This window comes from Phreatobacter sp. GW821-FHT04C01, assembly GCF_059420385.1.
On sequence record NZ_JBWKTP010000001.1, the window covers coordinates 291052 to 310302 of the forward strand.

The window sequence follows — 19251 nt, forward strand, 5'->3', positions numbered from 1 at the left end:
CCATGACCGCCAAGGCCGATGGCATTCGGCCGGATTACCTGCATGTCGCCAGCATGATCGAGCCTGGCTCCAAGGTGCTGGACGTCGGCTGCGGCGACGGCGGCCTGCTGAAGCTCTTGCGCGATCAGAAAGGCGTCGACGGCCGCGGCATCGAATTGTCGCGCGAGGGCGTCAATGACTGCGTCGCCGCCGGCCTCGCGGTGATCCAGGGCGATGCCGATACCGATCTCGCCTTCTACCCTGACGCCTCCTTCGACGTGGTGATCCTGTCGCAGACCATTCAGGCGACACGGGCGCCGCGCGTGGTGCTCGAGCACATGCTGCGCATCGGCAAGCGGGTGATCATCTCGTTTCCGAATTTCGGCCATTGGCGCCTGCGCCTGCAGCTGCTGACGCGCGGGCGCATGCCGGCCAGTGAAAACCTGCCTTATCGCTGGTACGACACGCCCAATATCCATTTCTGCACGATCCGCGACTTCGTCGACCTGGTGCGCGAGGTCGACGCGATCATCGAACGTTCGACGGCGCTCGACTGGCATGGCCGTGAGGTCAGGGTGAACGCGCCCTGGTGGTTCTGGAACCTGTTCGGCGAGCAGGGCGTGTTCAAGCTCCGGCGCAAGGACTGACGGAGCGGCCGGTCACGCCGCCAGGCTCCGGCAGAGGCCGATCAGCCGGTCGACCTCGTCCTCGGTGTTGTAATAGTGCGGCGAGGCGCGCACCACCGGCGGCAGATGCCGCGCCTCGGCGTCGAGCCGCGTGCTGGACGGGTTGGAGACGCCAATGGTGATGCCGGCAGCCTCGGCCGCCTTGACCACGGCAACCGCGTCCTGGCCCTCGACGGTGAAGCTGACAATGGCCGAGGGATTGCGGCCGAGATCGCGAATGACGACGCCGGGGATCGCGGCGAGACCTGCGCGCAACTGCCCGGACAACAGGCGGGCGCGCGCCTCGATCCGGTCGAGGCCGAGGGCCAGCGCATAGTCGACGGCGACGCCGAGGCCCATGCGCGCCGCGTAATTGTTTTCCCAGCTCTCGAAGCGGCGGGCATCGCTGCGCAGTTCATAGCGATCGCGCGCCACCCAGACCGCGGCGAAATGGTCGATCATCGGCGGCTCGATGCGCGCGATCAGGTCTTTCCGGACATAAAGGAAACCGGTGCCGCGCGGGCCGCGCAGGAACTTGCGGCCGGTGGCGGCGAGCAGGTCGCAGCCGATGGCCTCGACATCGACGGGCATCTGGCCGACGGCCTGGCAGGCGTCGAGCAAATAGGTGATGCCATGAGCACGCGCGATGCGGCCGACCGCGGCGGCAGGATTGGTCAGGCCGCCATTGGTCGGCACCCAGGTGATGGCGATCAGCTTGACCCGGTCGTCGATCATTCGCTCGAGCGCGGCGACATCGAGCTCGCCGGTCGCGTCGCTCGGCACGACGTCGATGACCGCGCCGGTGCGGCGGGCGACCTGGAGATAGGCGACATAGTTCGCCGCATATTCGGCTTCCGCGGTCAGGATCCGGTCGCCGGCCCGGAAGCTCAGGCCGTAGAAGGCCATTTGCCAGGCAACGGTGGCGTTTTCCATCAAGGCGATTTCGACCGGCGACGCGTTGATGAGCCGGGCTACCGAGCCATAGACCGCGTCGAGCCGTTCGGCCTCACGTTCGGCCGCCGCATAACCGCCGATCTCGGCTTCGAGGTCGAGATGGCGCTTCTGCGCTTCGACCACGGGGATCGGCATGAGCGCGGCGCCGGCATTGTGGAAATAGACCCGGCGGCTGGCCGCCGGCGTGTCGGCGCGGATCTTGTCGATGTCCAGCAATGACATGGGCCAAGCTCCTCGGAGATCGGATCAATAAGTTCCAGGATATTGGCCGCCATCGACCAGAATGCTCTGGCCGGTGATGAAGCCGGCATGGGCGGAGCAGAGGAAGGCGATGGTGGCGCCGATTTCGGAGGCCTCGCCGTAGCGCCCGGCCGGGTTCTGCGCGCCCCGCTCGGCCCAGATGTCGTCGAAGGAGCGGCCGGTCATTTCGGTCAGCTTCTCGACATGATGTTTCTGCGCATCGGTGGCGATGATGCCGGGCAGGACATTGTTGATGGTCACGCCCTTGGCCACCGTCTGGCGGGCGAGGCCGCCGACGAAGCCGACCAGGCCGGAGCGCGCGCCGTTGGACAGGCCCATCTCGGCCTGCGGGATCTTGACCGAACGCGATACGATATTGACGACCCGGCCGAAGCCGCGCGCCATCATGCCGTCGACGGTCGCCTTCATCAGCTCGATCGGCGCCAGCATCATCGAATCGATCGCCGCGATCCAGTCGGCGCGGGTCCAGTCGCGGAAATCGCCGGGCGCCATGCCGTCGGCATTGTTGATCAGAATGTCCGGGGCCGGGCAGGCGGCGAGCAATGCGGCGCGGCCGGCCTCGCTGGTCACGTCGCCCGAGACGGCGGTCACCGGCACGCCGAATCGGGCGCGGATCGCGGCGGCGGCGGTTTCAAGTCTTTGCGGATTGCGCGCCAGGATGGTCAGCGCCACCCCTTCGGCGGCCAGAAATTCCGCGGCGGCGCGACCCATGCCGCGGCTGCCGCCGCAGACGATCGCCGATTTGCCCTGCAATCCAAGATCCATGGCTGCAAGTCATAAAGCGGGCTTGGCGAAATGTCTCGCCGGCGGGCGCGGATCAGCTCGGCATTATTGGTGTCAAAGCACTGATCTCGATGAGTTTCTTGATCTCCGGTCGGCACGAGCCGCAATTGGTGCCGGCCTTCAGCGCCCGGCCGACCGCATCGACGTCGCAGGCACCGCCCGCGATCGCCGCCTTGATGGCGGTCAGGCCGACGGCAAAACAGGCGCAGACGGTCGGGCCGCTATCGGCCAGACCGTCGGGCGAGCGTCCCGACAGCAGCGCCTTGCGCGCCAGGGGCGACAGTTCGGTTGCGCCGAACTGCGCTGAGATCCAGGACCAGGCCGGCCGGCCGCCGGCGGCGACGAAGATGACGGCCTCCAACCGGGCTTCGTCGAAGATCGCCGCGCGATAGATCCCGCGGGCCAGGTCATGCATTTCGCTGACGATGCCGCCGGAAGGTTTCAAGCGGGCGGCGACCACCGCCCCGTCCAGGCCTTCCGGCGCCGAGAACACGGTTCCAAACCCGCCGGCGACGGCCGCGCGCGCCCAGCGCGTGCCCTCGGGCAGGGTGACGGCGCGGCGCGACAGGATAAAACCTTCGAGACCCGAGGCCACGCGCCTGACGGCGGCCGGCGTCGCCTTCATTTCCGGCTGGCCGGAGAACGGGTCGACGGCGGGCTGGACCAGGGCGCCGATCCGGCCATGACTGGCGGTCTCGGCGGTCCAGTGGATCGGCGCGAAGAGCGACCCTCGCGCCTGGCCCGGGTCGATCGCGACGCGCAGGGTCACCGTGCCGTGGGCTGTCGAAATCTCGGCGAAATCACTTGCCGCCAGACCGGCCGCCGCGGCGTCCGCGGGGTGGATCTCGACACAGGGCTCGACGGCATGACGGCTAAGCGTCGGCGCCTTGCCGGTGCGCGTCATCGTGTGCCAATGGTCGCGCATCCGGCCGGTATTGAGGAGATAGGGCCGGGCGGCATCCGGTTCGGCCGTCAGGCCGGGCGCCGCGATGGCGACGAAGCGGGCCTTGCCGTCGGGCGTGAAGAAGCCGCCATTGGCGAAGAAGCGTTTATCGGCGGTATCCTCGGGGCGGCGTACCGGCCATTGCACCGGCTGGAGCGTTTCGAATTCCGCGTCCGAGATGCGGGCGAGGCCGCCAATGTCGAAATCGCGGCTGCCATGATTCTCGAAGCCGGACAGCGCGGCATGTTCGCGAAAGATGCTGGCGACGTCGGGCCAGGCGAAGGCCTCGCCGAAACCGAGGCGCCGGGCAACCTCGGCGACGATCCACCAGTCGGGCCTGGCTTCGCCGGGCAAGGGCAGGAACGGCCGCTGCCGGCTGATCCGGCGCTCCGAATTGGTGACGGTGCCGTCCTTTTCGCCCCAGGCCGCTGCCGGCAGCAGGATCTGCGCGCCGGAATTGACCGTGTCGTTGGACAGCACATTCTCGGAAACGACGAAATGGTCGAGGCCGGCCATGGCCCGGCGCATGGCATCGGCGCGCGGCAGGCTGGCCGCCGGATTGGTCGCCATGACCCAGAGCGCCTTGACCGAGCCCCTTTCGATGGCATCGAACAGGGCGACCGCCTTCAGGCCTTCGCGCTCGGCCATGCGCGGGGCGCCCCAGAAGCGACGGACGCGATCGATCTCGACGCCGGAAAAGCCCATATGGGCGGCGAGCATATTGGCGAGGCCGCCGACCTCCCGGCCGCCCATGGCATTGGGCTGGCCGGTCAGCGAGAACGGCCCCATGCCGGCACGGCCGATCCGGCCGGTGGCGAGATGGCAATTGAGGATGGCGCTGACCTTGTCGGTGCCCTGGGCCGACTGGTTGACGCCCTGGCTGTAGAGCGTGACCGTGCGTTCGGTGGTGCGGAACCAATCGAACAGCCGGCGGACATCGTCATCGGCGAGACCGCAGGCTCTGGCGGTGGCTGCGATGGTCGGGGCAAGTTCACGCGCCCGCTCCAGCGCGGCATCGAAACCGGTCGTGTGGGCGGCCATATAGGCCCGGTCGAGCGCGCCGGTGTCGGCGAGGTGCACCAGCAGGCCGGAGAACAGGGTTCCGTCGGTGCCTGGCCGGATCGCCAGCATCAGGTCGGCTTCCGCCGAGGTCGCGGTGCGCCGCGGGTCGATCACGACGATGCGGGCGCCCCGCTCCTGTTTGCCGGCGACCATGCGCTGCCAGAGGATCGGGTGGCACCAGGCGGCATTGGAGCCGACCAGCACCAGGAGATCGGCCTGGTCGAGGTCTTCATAGCTGCCCGGCACCGTGTCCGAACCGAAACCGCGCCGGTGGCCGGCGACCGAGGAGGCCATGCAGAGGCGGGAATTGGTGTCGACATTGGCGGTGCCGACAAAACCCTTCATCAGCTTGTTGGCGACGTAATAGTCCTCGGTCAGCAATTGGCCGGAGATATAAAAGGCGGTCGCATCGGGACCGTGGCGCTGGCTGATACGGGCGAAACCTTCAGCGACCGCGTCGAGCGCGGTGGCCCAGGAGACGCGTTCCAGAGCGCCGGAACGGGCGCGAATCATCGGGTGCAGCAGCCGGCCGTCCAGGGCGAGCGTTTCACCGAGCGTCGAGCCCTTGACGCAGAGCCGGCCGCGATTGGCGGGATGGTCGGGATCCCCCGAGACGGTCACGCGGTCGCTTGCCGTCCGGGCGAGGACGCCGCAGCCGACGCCGCAATAGGGGCAGGCGCTGGCGACCGGCGGCGGATCCTCGACATGGGCGGTCATGTCAGGCCGCTTCCGCCAGCGCGCGGCCGAAGACCACGGCCTCGCGCAGCCGGCCGAGCCTTTCGCCACGGCGGATCAGGTCGAGATACCAGAGCCCGTCACCGGCCTCGCCGAACAGCACGGCGCCGACCAGGACATCGTCCTTGAGCACCAGCTTGCGATAGCTGCCGAGGCCCGGATCGCGCCAGACCACGTTTTCGGTGCCGGCGGCGCCGATGAAGTCACCGGCGGAGAAGACCGGCACGCCCGAGACCTTGAGATTGGTCGCCAGCACCGTGCCGGCATAGGTCGCGGCGCGGCCGGCGAGATGGCGGGCCAGCACGTGACCCTGTTCATAGGCCGGTTCGACCAGGCCGTAACAGGTGCCGCGATGTTCGGCGCATTCGCCGATGGCGTGAATATCCGGGTGCGAGGTGGCCATCCGGTCGTCGACGACGACGCCGCGGCCAAGCGCCAGCCCGGCCGCGCGGGCGAGATCGGCATTGGGACGAATGCCGACGGCGGAGACCACCATGTCGGCGGCGAGCACGCGGCCATCGGCCAGCCGGACCGCCTCGACGCGGCCCTCGCCTTCGATCGCGGCTGTATCGGCGCCGAGCAGGACGGTGATGCCGCGCTGTTCCAGGGCCTGCTTCAGGAGCCCCGCGGCCTCGGCATCGAGCTGGCGCTCCATCAGCCGGTCCATCAGGTGGATCAAGGTGACATGGGCGCCGGTGCGGGCAAGGCCATAGGCGGCCTCGATGCCGAGCAGGCCGCCGCCGATGACCACCGCCCGGGCCGCCGGTCCGGTCGCCGCCAGCATGGCGGCGACATCGTCATGGTCGCGAAAGGTCAGGACGCCGGGCAGGTCCATGCCGGGTTTCGGCAGGCGGACCGGCAGGGACCCGGTGGCCAGCACCAGCTTGGCGAAGGGAATCTGCGCGCCGTTTTCCAGCGTGACGGTCTTGGCGGCCGGATCGATCGCCTGGGCGCGCCGGCCATAGACCAGGGTGACGCCCTGGTCCTGCCACCAGGCCCTGGATTTCAGCTGGATATCGCCGGCCTCGACCTCGCCGGCGAGCAGGGAGGACAGCAGGACGCGGTTATAGGCGAGCGTCGGCTCGGCGCCGATCACCATGACGGAATAACGCCCGAGCCCCTGCTTGCCCAACTCCTCGACGAAGCGGGCCGAGGCCATGCCGTTGCCGATGACGACGAGAGGTTCGGACATCCCTGAGCCTCAGGCCGCCTCGACGAATTTGTGGCGCTCGTAGAGGAATTTGAGGACCGCCTCGCGCGCCTTGATATAGGTCGGGTTGGCGACCAGCTCGAGGCGTTTCCTCGGCCGCGCCAGGGTGACCTCGAGGATCTCGCCAATGGTCGCCGAGGGTCCGTTGGTCATCATGATGATCCGGTCGGACAGCAGGACCGCCTCGTCGACGTCATGGGTGATCATGATCATGGTGTTCTTGAGCGTCGCGTGGATCTGCATGACCGAGTCCTGCAAGTGGGCGCGGGTCAGCGCGTCGAGCGCGCCGAAGGGCTCGTCGAGCAGCAGGATCTTCGGCTCCATGGCGAGCGCGCGGGCAATGCCGACGCGCTGCTTCATGCCGCCGGAAATCTCGCCCGGACGGCGATCGCGGGCGTGGCCCATATGCACGAGGTCGAGCGTATGCATGGTCCAGTCATGCCGCTCGGCCTTGGATTTCCGGCCGGAAAAGACCTTGTCCACGGCCATGCGGACATTGTCGTAGACGGTGAGCCAGGGCAGCAGCGAATGGTTCTGGAACACCACGGCGCGGTCCGGCCCGGGCGCGTTGACTTCGCGGTTCTCCAGCAACACGCCGCCCGAGGTCGCCGGTGTCAGGCCGGCGATGATGTTGAGCAGGGTCGACTTGCCGCAGCCGGAATGGCCGATAATCGAGACATATTCGCCCTTGTCGATGGCGAGCGACACATTGTTCAGCACATTGTTGGCACTGCCGCCGCGGCTATAGGTTTTCTCGACGCCTTCGATGAGGAGATAGGGGACCTGTCTGGCCATGGGGCTTCTCCTCAGTTCGCGGCCGTGCCGTGGGTGACGATGGTGGCGAGGCCGGAAATCAGGCGATCGAGGACGAAGCCGATCAGGCCGATATAGACGAGCGCCACGATGATGTCGGGCAGCTTGGACGAGTTCCAGGCGTCCCAGATGAAGAAGCCGATGCCGACGCCGCCGGTGAGCATTTCGGCGGCGACGATGGCAAGCCAGGCAAGCCCGACGCCGATGCGCAGGCCGGTGAAGATGTAGGGCGCCGCCGAGGGCAGCATGATCTTCCAGAAATATTCGAAATGGTTCAGCCGCAGCACGGCCGCGACGTTGCGGTAGTCCTGGGGGATGTTGCGGATGCCGACCGAGGTGTTGATCAGGATCGGCCAGATCGCGGTGATGAAGATGACGAAAATGGCGCTCGGATTGGCGTCGCGGAAGGCGGCGAGCGAGATCGGCAGCCAGGCGAGCGGCGGCACGGTGCGCAGCACCTGGAAGATCGGGTCGAGCCCGCGCATGGCCCAGGTCGACTGTCCGACGATGGCGCCGACGACGATGCCGACCACCGCCGACAGGCCGAAACCGATCGCGACCCGCTGCAGCGAGGTCAGGACGCGCCAGCCGAGCCCGATATCCTGGCTGCCATTGACGAAGAACGGGTCGAGAATGAGATCGCTCGCCTCCCGCCAGACCTGGGACGGCGGTGGCAAGGTCGCGCCGCGCCCGGAGCAGAGGATCTCCCAGATGAGCATGATCAGCGCCAGCATGATCAGCGGCGGCAGGACGGCGCTGGCGAAGCCGACGGCCTTGGGTTTCAGCCAGGCGGCAAGGCCTGGCCGCTTGGGAAGGCTCAGCGTGATCACCTCGGCGCTGCCATCGGTGCCGCTCTTGGGGCCGGCATCGGCTGGCGGCATCGTCTCGACGGCTTTCAATGCGGGACGCGGCATGAGAAGCGATCTCCGGGAGAACAAGCCGGCCGGATCCGTCCGGGCCGGCGATGCATCAGGCCGGCGCGGCGGGCCCGCGCCAAAGAACGGGCTCAGACCAGGGCGCGCTTGATCTTCAGCGATCTGAGATAGGCCGAGGGGTCGGCCGGATCGAATTTCACGCCGTCGAAAAAGGTCTCGACGCCGCGCGAATCGGAGGTCGGCACGCCGGCGACGCCGAGCGTCCTGGCCGCCTGCAGCCAGAGATCGGAGCGATTGGTACGGTCGACCAGCGCCTTGATGTCGGTGGTCGGCTCGAATTTGCCCCAGCGGATGTTCTCGGTGACGAACCAGGTGTCCAGGCTCTTCCACGGATAGGACACGGCGCCGCCGTCGCCCCAGAACTTCATGCGCAGATTGGAGCCCGCGACGGTGCGGCCATTGCCGTAATTGATGTCGCCGCGCAGCCGGCCGTTGATGTCGCCGACCGGCACGTTGAACCACTGGCGGCGGCCGACGATCTCGGCCAGTTCCTGCTTGTTGGCGAGCTGGTCGCACCACATCTGCGCTTCCATGACCGCCATCATGATGGCCTGGGTCGCCTTGGGATTGGCGTCGACCCAGTCGGCGCGCATGCCGAGGATCTTTTCCGGGTGCCTGAACCAGAGTTCGCCGGTGGTCAGCGCGCTGTAGCCGATATTCTGGTTGACCAGCTGTTCGTTCCAGGGCTCGCCGACACAGAAGCAGTCCATGTTGCCGACCTTCATGTTCGCCACCATCTGCGGCGGCGGCACGGTGATCACCTTGATGTCGGTGTCGGGATCGATGCCGCCGGCGGCGAGCCAGTAGCGGATCCACAGGTCGTGGGTGCCGCCCGGAAAGGTCATGGCGGCGGTCAGTTCCTTGCCTTGCGCCTTCTTGCGCTCGAAGGCGGCCTTCAACGGCGAGGCATCCTTCTGGACGTTCAGGTCCTTGTATTCGTTGGAGACTGAGATCGCCTGGCCGTCCTCATTGAGGTTGAGCAGCGTGTACATCGGCAAGGGCTGATTGTTCTGCATGACCTTGCCGGTCGTGTAGAGATGCGTCTTCGGCCGGAGGATGTGGCCGCCATCGATGCCGTTGGCCTTGGTGCCGAGCGCCATGTTGTCGCGGGTGGCGCCCCAAGAGGCCTGTTTGGCGATATCCATGTCGGGCACGCCATGCTTGGCGTAGAGGCCCTTTTCCTTGGCGATGATCAGGGCGGCGGCGTCGGTCAGCGCGATATAGCCGAGCTTGGTGCCTTTGACCTCGGGCCCGGACCCTTGAGCGAAGGCGCCGGCGGGAAGGGCGGCCCTGGCGGCGGCGAACAGGGCCGCGGTCGCCGCCGCCGACTTCAGCAGTGCGCGACGGTCGAGCCGGGAGGAACCGAAGCGGGATTTCGTCGAGGTCTCGGTCATTCTTTCGTTCCTGGTCCTGCGGCCGTTCGCCAGATGATGCAGTCTCGAATTCCATCCCTTGCGCGCCGCCCGGTTGGCTCCGGGCATAAAAAAACCGCTGACTCGGCCCGACACCTCGCCGGCGACGCTCTCGCGTGCGGGCCGAAGGATCGAACGTCTGCCAGCGGCGTTGCTGATGGCCCTGCGCTGGGCCGGTCCGGCCGCGACCAAGGCCGCGTCCGGACATTTTAATGAATACAAAGATCGTGCCATTCCGCGGGCGTCCGGATTAGCGGATATTTTTCAATGCCTTGGGTGATCTGGACAGGGGGTTGCTCGGGTGGCGCCGGCACGCGACAGCTGCCGCACGGCTTCGCACCGTGCCACTTCATTGTGCAGTGCACATTTCCGGTCAGGCCGTGGTGGCGGCCAGTCCATGCCGGTCGAAGCGGCGGAGATAGGCCTCGATGCCAGCCGGATCGAAGGCCCCTTCGATGCGGCTGCCGACGGGATCGCCCGTCGGTTCGGCGCCCCGGGCCGCGCCGCTCGCCTCGTAGGGCCCGGCATCGGCAAAGGCGCCGATCCGTGCCAGCGTCGCCCGGTCGAAGCTTGTCTGGCCCCAGCGCACCATCTGGGCATAAAGCCAGGTGAAGCGCCCGACGCTTGGGCGCACGGCCTCAGGCGCGTCGAACCGCAGGTAGTCGGCGATCGCGACGGGCCGGCCGCCGGGCGCGAAGACCAGGCCGCCGTCGAAGCTGCGGCGCACCAGGTCGGCGGGAATGTCGAGATAGGGCGGCGCCGACAGCATGCGGGCGAGCGCCGTGATATTGGCCGGGTCGGCGCACCAGGCGGCGCCGCGGACGGTCGCGGCGACCAGGGCCGTGGCCGCGGCGCCATGCTGGCCGGAAAAGGCGTCGCCGATCGCCAGGACCTTGTCCGGCAGGGACGAAAACAACGAAGCTCCGGCCGCGACGATCCGGCCGACCGTCGTTTCGACGGCGACCGAGTTCCAGGGTGAGCCGACGCAGAAGCCGTCGATCAGGCCCTTTTCCAGCGACCCGACCATCAGGGATGGCGGGATGACCACCAGCTGGACATCCCGGTCCGGATCGATGCCGCCGGCCGCGAGATAGGTGCGCAGGAGGTAGTTGTGGGTGGAGAAGGGGAAAACCACGCCGAAGGCCGGCGGTGCCAGACCAGCGCCGGCACGCCGCTTGAGGGCCGCCGCGATCGGGCCGAGCGCAGCCAAGGGGTCGTCGGTCGCCGGACCCGGCCCATTGCCCATTTCTTGGGCGAAGCGGCTGGACACGGTGATCGCCGCGCCATTCAGGCCGAGCGCCAGCGGCGCGCTCAGCGGCACGCGGACATGGCCGATGCCGAGCGCGCTCGCCAGCGCCATGGGCGCCAGCATATGGGCCGCGTCGAACAGGCCGACCGACAGCTTGTCGCGGATATTGGCCCAGGACACCTCGCGCACGAGGTTGAGCTCGAGGCCTGCCGCGGCGGCGAAACCGCATTCGTGAGCGGCGATCAGCGGGGCGGCGTCGGTGAGCGGAATGAAGCCGACTGTGACCTGTTTCATCCGAGCATCTCCAGGCCGGTGACGACCGCGGCGGCGATCTCGGCGATCTTCTTCTTCTCGTTCATGGCGCGCTTGCGCAGCTGGGCATAAGCCTCCTCCTCGGAGATGGCCTTATGCTTCATCAAGAGGCCCTTGGCGCGCTCGACGACCTTGCGTTCCTCCAGCGCCGATTTGGCCTGGTCGAGTTCGTTCTGCAGCCGGGCATAGGCGTGGAACCGGGCGATGCACATGTCGAGAATGGCCTTGACCCGTTCCTTCTTCATGCCGTCGACGACATAGGCCGAGACGCCGGCCTCGATCGCCTTGACGATCATGCCGGTGTCGGACTGGTCGACGAACATGGCGACCGGCCGCTTGACCAGTTTCGACACCTGGAAGAGCTGCTCGAGCACGTCGCGCGACGGGTTTTCCAGGTCGATCACCACCACGTCGGGATCAATCCGGTAGAGCCCGGCCAGGAGGTTGGTCATTTCCTCGATATGGACGATGCGGGAATAGCCCGCCTCGCGCAGACCATCCTCGATGATCGCCGCCCGCGAGCGGCTCTCGTCGACAATCGCGATGGTCAGGCTGAGATCGGTCAGGGTCGTCTCCGAGATCGCGGCCCGAACACGCCGGCGCGGTTCGGGACCTCACCGGGGCGATTGCCTCACCGCCGGTCCAGCCGGGACAAGCAGGTTTCGGGCCAGCGTGCGCCGCGACGTCTCATGCGGCCTGTACTGCTGAACGGCGGCCGTGACTGGTTGATTTCGTCGCGAACAAGTCGTGGATGCCCGGGACAAGCCCGGGCAAGACGAGAAGTGCCTTCGAGCCGGCGCGCTGCATCGACCGTCCCGCGACGCGTCGCCGTGGCCCAGCGCACCGCAAGGCTCACACATCGTCTTGCCCGGGCTTGTCCCGGGCGTCCACGAATTCAGTCCGATTGTTCTCAAAGGACGGTCATTCGGCTTGCGCGGCACGCCCACCTGGCCTGGATCGACCGGGTGGTCGCCCGCGAAAAACCTCGCCGTGCCGCTTCGGCCCCAGGCCCCCGCCAGGCGGCCGGCCTAATAGACCGCGCGGCCGCCGGAAATGTCGAACACGGCGCCCGTGGAAAAGGCGCAGTCCTCCGATGCCAGCCAGGCGATCATGGCGGCGGCCTCGTCGACCTGCAGGAAGCGGCTCATCGGGATCTTCGACAGCATGAAGTCGATATGTTCCTGCTTCATCTGGTCGAAGATCTCGGTCTTTGCGGCGGCCGGCGTGATGCAATTGACCAGGATATTGCTGGTCGCCAGTTCCTTGCCCAGCGATTTGGTCAGACCGATCAGGCCGGCCTTGGACGCCGAATAATGCGAGGCGTTGGGATTGCCTTCCTTGCCGGCGATCGAGGCGATGTTGACGATGCGGCCATAACCCTTTTTCAGCATGACCGGCACGATCGACCGGCAGGTCAGGAAGGGGCCGACCAGATTGACGTCGACGACCCGGCGCCAGACGTCCGGCGCCAGCTCCCACAGCTTGCCATTGCCGCCGGTAATGCCGGCATTGTTGACGAGGATATCGATGCCGCCATGGCTTGCGAGGGTCGCCTGCGTCGCCGCCTCGATCGAAGCTTCGTCGGTCAGTTCGACGACATGGGTGGAGACCCGCGCGGGCGAGACGCCTTCCTTCGCCGACAGGGTCCTGGCGGCGTCGGCCAGCTTGGCCTCATCGATATCCCAGAGCGCGACGGCCGCGCCGGAGGCCAGCATGCGGTCGGCCGCGGCATAACCGATGCCGCGCGCGCCGCCGGTGACGACAGCGGTGCGTCCGGCCAGATCGATGCGATTCATAAGACGTTTCCTCGGGTGCTGCGCCGTCCCGTCTGCGCGGGCCCGGCCGGTATGGATTTCAGCGGGTCGCGACGATGAACAGGCGCGGGAAGGGCAGCAGCACCTTGCCGTCGGCGGTCAGTGGATAGTGCGGCGTGATCGCCGCCTCATAGGCGGTCAGATAGGCCGTGCGCTCGGCCGGATCGAGGGCGGACAGGAAGGGTCTCAGGCCCGAGCCCTTGAACCATTCGACGATCGCGCCGATGCCGTCGAGCGGGTGATGGTAGACGGTGCGCCAGATGTCGACGCGCGCCGCATGGGGCTTCAGAAGGCCGTAATAGAAGGCGGGCGAGCCGATGCCCGTGCGGGTGCCCTCGGCGGCGGCGAGCTTGGCTGCCCAGGGCCCGGAGCGTGCGACCTCGCGCATGGCGACATGGCTCGGCTGTTCGAGCGTGTCGGGCATCTGGATGGCCAGGCTGCCGCCCGCCGGCAGCAGGCCGGCGAGGCGTGGCAGGATCGTGTCATGGCCGGCGATCCACTGGAACACCGCATTGGAATAGATGATGTCGACGGGCGCCGCGGGATTGGGCCGCCAGGTGGTCAGGTCGGCCACCTCGAAGGCGATATTGCGCAGCCGCGCCCGGGCATTGGTGACCATGTCGGGCGAGGAATCGATGCCGACGATCTCGGCCTTGGGAAAGCGCGCGAGCAAGAGCTCCGTGGTATTGCCCGGGCCGCAGCCGAGATCGACCACCCGGCGCGGGTCATGGGTCGGCACCGCGCCGAGCAGGTCGCGCGCGGGCCGCGTGCGCTCGTCCTCGAACTTCACATATTGCTTGGCCGACCAGTCCATGGGCGCCGCCTCCGGAGGCTCAGTCGAGCATCCGTCGGCCGGCTCCGCAAGCCCGCCGGCCGCATCGGAGCCGCCGCGATTTGGCGGGCCGGCCCGTGGATGTCAGACGCCGATGCCGAGGGAGGGCAATTTCAGGCCCTTTTCCTTGGCGCAGTCGATGGCGATGTCGTAGCCGGCGTCGGCATGGCGCATGACGCCGGTGGCCGGATCGTTCCACAGGACGCGGCCGAGGCGGGCGGCGGCTTCGGGCGTGCCGTCGGCCAGGATGACCATGCCGGAATGCTGCGAATAGCCCATGCCGACGCCGCCGCCGTGATGCAGCGACACCCAGGTGGCGCCGGACGCGGTGTTGAGCAGGGCGTTGAGCAGCGGCCAGTCGGAGACCGCGTCCGAGCCGTCCTTCATCGCCTCGGTCTCGCGATTGGGCGAGGCGACCGAGCCGGAATCGAGATGGTCGCGGCCGATGACGATCGGTCCGATCTCACCCTTGGCGACCATTTCGTTGAAGGCGAGGCCCAGGCGGTGCCGGTCGCCGAGGCCGACCCAGCAGATGCGCGCCGGCAGGCCCTGGAACTGGATGCGCTCCCGGGCCATGTCGAGCCAGTTGTGCAGATGCGCGTCGTCCGGGATCAGCTCCTTCACCTTGGCGTCGGTGCGGGCGATGTCCTCGGGGTTGCCTGATAGCGCCGCCCAGCGGAACGGCCCGATGCCGCGGCAGAACAGCGGCCGGATATAGGCCGGCACGAAGCCGGGGAAGTCGAAGGCGTCGGCAACCCCCATGTCCTTGGCCACCTGGCGGATATTGTTGCCGTAGTCGAGGGTCGGCACGCCCTGGCGGTGGAAATCCAGCATGGCGCGGACATGCACGGCCATGCTCTCCTTGGCCGCCTTTTCGACCGCCTTGGGGTCGCGCACCCGGCGGTCCTCCCATTCGCCGAGCGTCCAGCCGGCCGGCAGATAGCCGTTGATGGGGTCATGCGCCGAGGTCTGGTCGGTGACCACGTCCGGCCGGATGCCGCGCCGGACCATGTCCGGGAAGACCTCGGCGGCATTGCCGTGAACGCCGACCGAGATCGGCTTGCCGTCCCGGTGCGAGCGCTCGATGATCTCGAGCGCCTCGTCGACACTGCCGGCCTGGGTGTCGAGATAACGGGTGCGCAGCCGCATTTCGATGCGGCTCGGCTGGCATTCCACCGCGATCATCGAGGCGCCGGCCATGGTGGCGGCCAGCGGCTGGGCGCCGCCCATGCCGCCGAGGCCGCCGGTCAGGATCCATTTGCCCTTGAACGAGCCGCCGAAATGCTGGCGCGCCACCTCGACGAAGGTCTCGTAGGTGCCCTGAACGATGCCCTGGGTGCCGATATAGATCCAGGAACCGGCGGTCATCTGGCCGTACATCATCAGGCCGAGGCGATCGAGGTGGTGGAAATGATCCCAGGTGGCCCAGTGGGGCACCAGATTGGAATTGGCGATCAGCACGCGCGGCGCGTCGGCATGGGTGCGGAAGACGGCGACCGGCTTGCCCGACTGGACCAGCAGCGTCTCGTCCGGCTCAAGCGAACGCAGCGAGGCGACGATCCGGTCGAAGCTCTCCCAGTCGCGCGCGGCGCGGCCGATGCCGCCATAGACGACCAGCTCGTTCGGCCGCTCGGCGACGTCGGGGTCGAGATTGTTCATCAGCATGCGCAGGGCGGCTTCCGCGCCCCAGGTCTTGCAGCTGATATCGAGGCCGTGCGGGCTGCGGATGACGCGGGCGTTGTCGAGACGAGTGGCCATGATCAGGCTTCCAGCTTGGCGGCGGCTTCGAGAATTGCCGAGACGATGCGGTCGAGAATGCGTTCGGTCGGTGCCGCGACCTTGTCGTCGAAGGTCCAGGGCGGCCCTTCCAGCATATAGGCCGATTGCGCCAGTTCCATCTGGATCGCCTGGACCCGGCGCTCGGGCGCGCCGTAATGGCGGGTGATCCAGCCGCCCTTGAACCGGCCGTTGGCGACGAAGCTCAGGCCCGAGGCCTCGGCCTCGCGCACCGCCGCCGCGGTGATCGCGGGATGGCAGGAGCGGTCGTCATTGCTGCCGATATTGAACACCGGCAAGGTGCCGGGGAAGAGGTTGGGCACCACCGAGCGGATCGAGTGGCAGTCATAGACCACGCAATAGCCGTGGCGGATGCGCTTGGCTTCGATGGCGGCGGCCATGGCGGCGTGAAACGGCTCGAAATAGAGCCGCCGCCGGCGATCGATCTCGGCGGGGCCGGGCTCGGATCCGTCGCGGTAGATCGGCTCGGCGTCGAAAGTCGTGGTCGGGCAGAGCGTCGTGGTGTTCTGGCCGGGATAGAGCGAAGCCCCGGAGGGATCACGGTTCACGTCGATGACGAAACGCGACAATTCCTGACGCACGACGGTGGCGCCGGTGCGTTTGGCGATCTGCTGGTAGAGTTCGCCGATCCACCAGTCGGTATCGGGCACGGCGCGGCCGAGATCGTTCAGCGTGACCGAGACTTCGGGCGGAATCATCGTGCCGACATGCGGCTGGCCGAGCACCAGCGGGCCATCGCCCGGGATGACGGTGACCGGGATCATGGCGCATCTCCGAACAGGGGGGCGACGAGCTGGTCGAAAGGTGAGGCGAGCCGGCCGGAGGCGACCAGCCGGGCGGCGGCGGTCATTTCGGCCGAGAGCGGCCGGTCGCGGTCGAGCACCGGCGCGACCGTGCGGATCGCGGCATGGGCCTCGGCGAGCCTGGGACTGGTCTTCAGGGGCTGGCGCATGTCGACGCCCTGGGCCGCCATCAGCGCTTCGATGCCGATGATATGGCTCAGATTCTCGGCCATGGGCGTCAGCCGGCGCGCGCCATGGGTCGCCATTGAGACATGGTCTTCCTGGTTGGCCGAGGTCGGGATGGTGTCGGTTACCGCCGGCGCCGCGCGCTGGCGGTTTTCGGACGCGAGCGCGGCGCTCGCCACCTCTGATATCATGAAGCCGGAATTGAGCCCGGGTGCTGCGACCAGGAAGGCCGGCAGCCCGGACAGCACCGGGTCGACCAGCATGGCGCAGCGCCGCTGCGCCAGGTTGCCGATCTCGCAGGCGGCGAGCGCCAGCATGTCGGCGGCGAAGGCCACGGGCTCGGCGTGGAAATTGCCGCCGGAGAGCACTTCTCCGGTATCGCGCATGACCAGGGGATTGTCGGTGACGCCGCTCGCCTCGTGGCGCAGCATGGTGGCGGCCGAGCGGATGACGTCGAGGGCTGCGCCCATCACCTGGGGCTGGCAGCGGATCGAATAGGGGTCCTGGACGCGCGGATCATCGGCCAGATGCGAGCGGCGAATGGCGCTGTCGGCCATCAGCTCCCGCAGCACGCCGGCGACCGCGATCTGGCCAGGCTGGCCGCGCAGCGTATGGATGCGTGCGTCGAAAGGCGTGTCGGAGCCGGCGATGGCGTCGGTCGAAAGCGCGCCGGTGACCAGCGCCGCGGCAAAGCAGCGTTCGATCGCGAACAGGCCGTGCAGCGCCAGCGCGGTCGAGACCTGGGTGCCGTTGAGCAGCGCCAGGCCCTCCTTGGGGCCGAGCGTCACGGGCGCGAGCCCGGCTTTGGCGAGCGCCTCGCCGCCGGTCATGCGGATGCCGCCGAGCGTCGCTTCGCCTTCGCCGATCAGGACCGCGGCGAGATGGGCGAGCGGGGCGAGATCGCCCGAGGCGCCGACCGAGCCCTGCGCCGGGATGACCGGCAGGACGCCCTTGGCCAGCATGGCGGCGAGCAGGTCGATGGTGGCCGGCTGCACGCCGGAGGCACCATGGGCGAGGCTTGCGACCTTCAGCGCGATGGTCAGGCGCACCACCGGGTCGGTCAGCGGCTCGCCGATACCGGCCTGGTGCGAGCGGACGATATTGACCTGCAATTCGGCCAGCTTGTCGGCGGGAATGCGGACGCTGGCGAGCTTGCCGAAGCCGGTATTGACGCCATAGACCGCGTCATTGCCGCGCGCTGCCGCGCTCAGCAGCCGGTGACCTTCCAAAATGGCCGGGCCGGTCGCCGGATCGAGTGCCGGCGTGGGGCCGGCCGCGACCGCGCGCCACAGTGAAAGCGGGTTGCCGCCTGCGCGGATATGGTCGGTCATCAGGCTCCTCGATGGCGGGCGTGCAACGGATTGAAGCCGATCCGATAGACGAGTTCGGCCGGTCTTTCGATCGACCAGATGGCGAGATCGGCGCGTTTTCCCGCCTCGAGCGTGCCGATGTCGGTTCGCCCGAGCGCCTTGGCGGCATTGCGGGTGAAGCCGGCCAGGCATTCCTCGACGGTCAGGCGGAACAGCGTCGCGCCCATGTTCATGGTGATCAGCGGCGAGGTCAGCGGCGAGGTGCCCGGGTTCGAATCGGTGGCGAGTGCGATCGTCGTGCCGCATTTGCGCAGGAGATCCACGGGGGGAACCTTGGTCTCGCGGATGAAATAGAAGGCGCCCGGCAGCAGCACCGCGACCGTGCCGGCCGCGGTCATGGCCGCGGCGCCGTCCTCGTCGGTATATTCCAGATGGTCGGCCGAAAGCGCGCCATGGTCGGCCGCCAATCGCGCGCCATGCAGGTTGGACAGCTGGTCGGCATGCAGCTTCACCGGCAGTCCATGCTGTTTGGCCGCGGCGAAAACCCTGGCGATCTGCTCGGGCGAGAAAGCGATGCCTTCGCAGAAGGCGTCGACCGCGTCGGCGAGGCCGCTCGCCGCCACCGCCGGCATCATCTCGCGGCAAACCAGGTCGATATAGCGGTCCTTGTCGCCTTCGGCCTCGGCCGGCAGGGCATGGGCGCCGAGAAAGGTGGTGACCACGCCGACGTCGCGCAATTTGCCGAGGCCGCGGGCGGCGACCAGCTGGCGGGTCTCGGTCGCGGTGTCCAGGCCATAGCCGGATTTGATCTCGACCGTGGTCACGCCCTCGGCGATCAGCGCGTCGAGACGCGGCAGGCTCTGGCGCGTCAGGTCCTCAATGCCGGCCGCGCGGGTCGCCTTGACGGTCGAGACGATGCCGCCGCCGGCGCGCGCGATTTCCTCATAACTCGCGCCTTCCAGGCGCAATTCGAATTCGCGGGCCCGGTCGCCGCCATAGACCAGATGGGTATGGCAATCGATCAGGCCCGGGGTCATCCAGCGCCCGTCGCAATCGGTCTCGTCGGCCGCTTCGACGGCGGGCATGTCGGTGCGGCGCCCGGCGAAGACGATGTGGCCGTCCCGGGTGGCGAGTACGCCATCCTCCACCAGGCCGAGCCCGGGACCGGCCATGGTGGCAAGCCGCGCGTTCCGAAACAGATGATCAACGCGCATGAA

The 19251-nt window shown here is 68.0% G+C and carries 16 protein-coding genes; 1 reads left to right on the forward strand and 15 read right to left on the reverse strand.

The genetic code is table 11. The features are described from left to right. Nucleotides 1-2: 2 nt before the first annotated feature. Nucleotides 3-626, forward strand: coding sequence for a methionine biosynthesis protein MetW (metW, locus tag AC07WJ_RS01420; protein WP_494933807.1), 624 nt, complete (start codon nucleotides 3-5; stop codon nucleotides 624-626). 12 nt (nucleotides 627-638) lie between these two features. Here metW and AC07WJ_RS01425 read toward each other — a convergent pair whose 3' ends face one another. The 15 genes from AC07WJ_RS01425 to hutI all read right to left on the reverse strand — a co-directional run bounded on the left by AC07WJ_RS01425 (nucleotide 639) and on the right by hutI (nucleotide 19248). Beyond that, nucleotides 639-1814 (reverse strand): aminotransferase class V-fold PLP-dependent enzyme, encoded by a 1176-nt coding sequence (locus AC07WJ_RS01425; RefSeq protein WP_494933808.1) that lies wholly within the window; start codon nucleotides 1812-1814, stop codon nucleotides 639-641. 30 nt (nucleotides 1815-1844) lie between these two features. Next, complete coding sequence (locus AC07WJ_RS01430) at nucleotides 1845-2624, reverse strand: SDR family oxidoreductase (RefSeq protein WP_494932743.1); 780 nt, start codon at nucleotides 2622-2624, stop codon at nucleotides 1845-1847. 52 nt (nucleotides 2625-2676) lie between these two features. Continuing rightward, nucleotides 2677-5364 carry a molybdopterin-dependent oxidoreductase gene (locus tag AC07WJ_RS01435; RefSeq protein ID WP_494932744.1) on the reverse strand — a complete coding sequence of 896 codons (2688 nt, stop codon included), beginning with the start codon at nucleotides 5362-5364 and terminating at the stop codon, nucleotides 2677-2679. A 1-nt stretch (nucleotide 5365) separates the two neighbouring features. Then, the gene (locus AC07WJ_RS01440) at nucleotides 5366-6574 is read right to left on the reverse strand and encodes an NAD(P)/FAD-dependent oxidoreductase (RefSeq protein WP_494932745.1); all 1209 of its coding nucleotides are present in this window, start codon (nucleotides 6572-6574) and stop codon (nucleotides 5366-5368) included. 9 nt (nucleotides 6575-6583) lie between these two features. Next, nucleotides 6584-7387, reverse strand: a complete 804-nt coding sequence (locus AC07WJ_RS01445) for an ABC transporter ATP-binding protein (RefSeq protein WP_494932746.1) — start codon at nucleotides 7385-7387, stop codon at nucleotides 6584-6586. 11 nt (nucleotides 7388-7398) lie between these two features. Continuing rightward, complete coding sequence (gene ntrB / locus AC07WJ_RS01450) at nucleotides 7399-8319, reverse strand: nitrate ABC transporter permease (protein ID WP_494932747.1); 921 nt, start codon at nucleotides 8317-8319, stop codon at nucleotides 7399-7401. 92 nt (nucleotides 8320-8411) lie between these two features. Beyond that, nucleotides 8412-9734, reverse strand: coding sequence for a CmpA/NrtA family ABC transporter substrate-binding protein (locus AC07WJ_RS01455; protein ID WP_494932748.1), 1323 nt, complete (start codon nucleotides 9732-9734; stop codon nucleotides 8412-8414). 391 nt (nucleotides 9735-10125) lie between these two features. Next, nucleotides 10126-11295: a CmpA/NrtA family ABC transporter substrate-binding protein gene (locus AC07WJ_RS01460; protein WP_494932749.1), complete on the reverse strand. Its 1170-nt coding sequence runs from the start codon at nucleotides 11293-11295 to the stop codon at nucleotides 10126-10128. Beyond that, nucleotides 11292-11879 (reverse strand): ANTAR domain-containing response regulator, encoded by a 588-nt coding sequence (locus tag AC07WJ_RS01465; RefSeq protein WP_494933809.1) that lies wholly within the window; start codon nucleotides 11877-11879, stop codon nucleotides 11292-11294. The genes AC07WJ_RS01460 and AC07WJ_RS01465 overlap by 4 nt, the downstream gene beginning before the upstream one ends. Nucleotides 11880-12341: 462 nt before the next feature. Continuing rightward, entirely contained in the window at nucleotides 12342-13109 is a 768-nt protein-coding gene (locus AC07WJ_RS01470) for an SDR family NAD(P)-dependent oxidoreductase (RefSeq protein WP_494932750.1), read from the reverse strand. A gap of 58 nt (nucleotides 13110-13167) precedes the next feature. Next, on the reverse strand, nucleotides 13168-13941 hold the full coding sequence (gene tam, locus AC07WJ_RS01475) for a trans-aconitate 2-methyltransferase (protein WP_494932751.1): 774 nt from the start codon (nucleotides 13939-13941) through the stop codon (nucleotides 13168-13170). Nucleotides 13942-14043: 102 nt separating this feature from the next. After that, nucleotides 14044-15717, reverse strand: coding sequence for a urocanate hydratase (hutU, locus tag AC07WJ_RS01480; protein ID WP_494932752.1), 1674 nt, complete (start codon nucleotides 15715-15717; stop codon nucleotides 14044-14046). Between the two features lie 2 nt (nucleotides 15718-15719). Further along, nucleotides 15720-16520 carry an N-formylglutamate deformylase gene (gene hutG, locus AC07WJ_RS01485; protein WP_494932753.1) on the reverse strand — a complete coding sequence of 267 codons (801 nt, stop codon included), beginning with the start codon at nucleotides 16518-16520 and terminating at the stop codon, nucleotides 15720-15722. Beyond that, nucleotides 16517-18055, reverse strand: coding sequence for a histidine ammonia-lyase (gene hutH / locus AC07WJ_RS01490; protein WP_494932754.1), 1539 nt, complete (start codon nucleotides 18053-18055; stop codon nucleotides 16517-16519). The genes hutG and hutH overlap by 4 nt, the downstream gene beginning before the upstream one ends. Continuing rightward, nucleotides 18055-19248, reverse strand: coding sequence for an imidazolonepropionase (hutI, locus tag AC07WJ_RS01495; RefSeq protein WP_494932755.1), 1194 nt, complete (start codon nucleotides 19246-19248; stop codon nucleotides 18055-18057). The genes hutH and hutI overlap by 1 nt, the downstream gene beginning before the upstream one ends. Between the last annotated feature and the right edge of the window lie 3 nt (nucleotides 19249-19251).

What these genes read in the sequence shown, in the direction of transcription:
- metW (WP_494933807.1), top strand. Translation starts at nt 3, where the DNA reads ATGACCGCCAAGGCCGATGGCATTCGGCCGGATTACCTGCATGTCGCC.
- AC07WJ_RS01430 (WP_494932743.1), bottom strand. Translation starts at nt 2,624, where the DNA reads ATGGATCTTGGATTGCAGGGCAAATCGGCGATCGTCTGCGGCGGCAGC.
- AC07WJ_RS01435 (WP_494932744.1), bottom strand. Translation starts at nt 5,364, where the DNA reads ATGACCGCCCATGTCGAGGATCCGCCGCCGGTCGCCAGCGCCTGCCCC.
- AC07WJ_RS01440 (WP_494932745.1), bottom strand. Translation starts at nt 6,574, where the DNA reads ATGTCCGAACCTCTCGTCGTCATCGGCAACGGCATGGCCTCGGCCCGC.
- AC07WJ_RS01445 (WP_494932746.1), bottom strand. Translation starts at nt 7,387, where the DNA reads ATGGCCAGACAGGTCCCCTATCTCCTCATCGAAGGCGTCGAGAAAACC.
- ntrB (WP_494932747.1), bottom strand. Translation starts at nt 8,319, where the DNA reads ATGCCGCGTCCCGCATTGAAAGCCGTCGAGACGATGCCGCCAGCCGAT.
- AC07WJ_RS01455 (WP_494932748.1), bottom strand. Translation starts at nt 9,734, where the DNA reads ATGACCGAGACCTCGACGAAATCCCGCTTCGGTTCCTCCCGGCTCGAC.
- AC07WJ_RS01460 (WP_494932749.1), bottom strand. Translation starts at nt 11,295, where the DNA reads ATGAAACAGGTCACAGTCGGCTTCATTCCGCTCACCGACGCCGCCCCG.
- AC07WJ_RS01470 (WP_494932750.1), bottom strand. Translation starts at nt 13,109, where the DNA reads ATGAATCGCATCGATCTGGCCGGACGCACCGCTGTCGTCACCGGCGGC.
- tam (WP_494932751.1), bottom strand. Translation starts at nt 13,941, where the DNA reads ATGGACTGGTCGGCCAAGCAATATGTGAAGTTCGAGGACGAGCGCACG.
- hutU (WP_494932752.1), bottom strand. Translation starts at nt 15,717, where the DNA reads ATGGCCACTCGTCTCGACAACGCCCGCGTCATCCGCAGCCCGCACGGC.
- hutG (WP_494932753.1), bottom strand. Translation starts at nt 16,520, where the DNA reads ATGATCCCGGTCACCGTCATCCCGGGCGATGGCCCGCTGGTGCTCGGC.
- hutH (WP_494932754.1), bottom strand. Translation starts at nt 18,055, where the DNA reads ATGACCGACCATATCCGCGCAGGCGGCAACCCGCTTTCACTGTGGCGC.
- hutI (WP_494932755.1), bottom strand. Translation starts at nt 19,248, where the DNA reads ATGCGCGTTGATCATCTGTTTCGGAACGCGCGGCTTGCCACCATGGCC.